We start from the raw sequence: 856 nt of genomic DNA on the forward strand, positions 1-856 counted from the left end.
TCGGCGCCGGGCGCCGGCGGCGACCGCGGTCGGCGCCGTCGACGCACGGCCGTGGCAGGATCGGGGCGATGACTGAGCACCTCCCCCGCCCCCGCCCGGACGCACCCGACCCCGACGCCGTCCCGCCGCCCGCCGAGCGCGTCCACGCGCACGACCACAATCGGGACAAGGACCCCGCCCTCGTCCGACGGGAGCCGGTCTCCTTCGTCCGACGCGGTGCGCGCCTGAACGCGGGGCGGCAGGCCGTGTGGGACCGCCAGGCGGAGCGGGTCCTCGTGGACGTGCCCCGCGGCCGCGGCGCCACCTCGGTGGACGCCCAGGCCCGACTGGACTGGGCCGGGGTGTTCGGGCGCGAGGCCCCCCTGCTGGTGGACATCGGCTCCGGGCTGGGCGAGTCCACGGCGCAGGCCGCCGCCGACCGGCCGGACTGGAACGTGCTCGCCGTCGAGGTCTACGTGCCCGGCCTGGCCGCGCTCATGACGCGCGTGGAGCAGCAGGGCCTGGAGAACGTCCGCGCCGTGGAGGCCAACGCCCCCGAGCTGCTGGACGCCCTGCTCACGCCCGGCTCCGTCTCCGAGGTGTGGGTGTTCTTCCCGGACCCGTGGCACAAGAAGCGGCACCACAAGCGCCGCCTGGTCTCCCCCGCCTTCGCGGACCGCGTGGCGCGGGTGCTCGCCCCCGGCGGGGTGCTGCGGCTGGCGACGGACTGGTCGGGCTACGCCGTGCAGATGCGCGAGGTGCTCGAGGCGCACCCGGAGTTCGAGAACCTCTTCCCCGGGCGCGCCGCAGGCGAGGACTCCCCGCTCACGCGGGTGCGCCGCGAGGGCAGGGAGACCGAGGTGGGTGCCCAGCCGCT

General features: G+C 77.0%; 1 protein-coding gene. It reads left to right on the plus strand.

What is annotated here, in order from left to right; translation table 11 throughout:
• Positions 1–68: 68 nt before the first annotated feature.
• Positions 69–856: tRNA (guanosine(46)-N7)-methyltransferase TrmB (gene trmB, locus D8M29_RS12400; RefSeq protein WP_127446029.1), on the plus strand; the 788-nt coding region annotated here is incomplete at its 3' end.

This window comes from Micrococcus sp. HSID17227 (genome assembly GCF_003989405.1).
Taxonomy (GTDB): Bacteria; Actinomycetota; Actinomycetes; order Actinomycetales; family Micrococcaceae; genus Micrococcus; species Micrococcus luteus.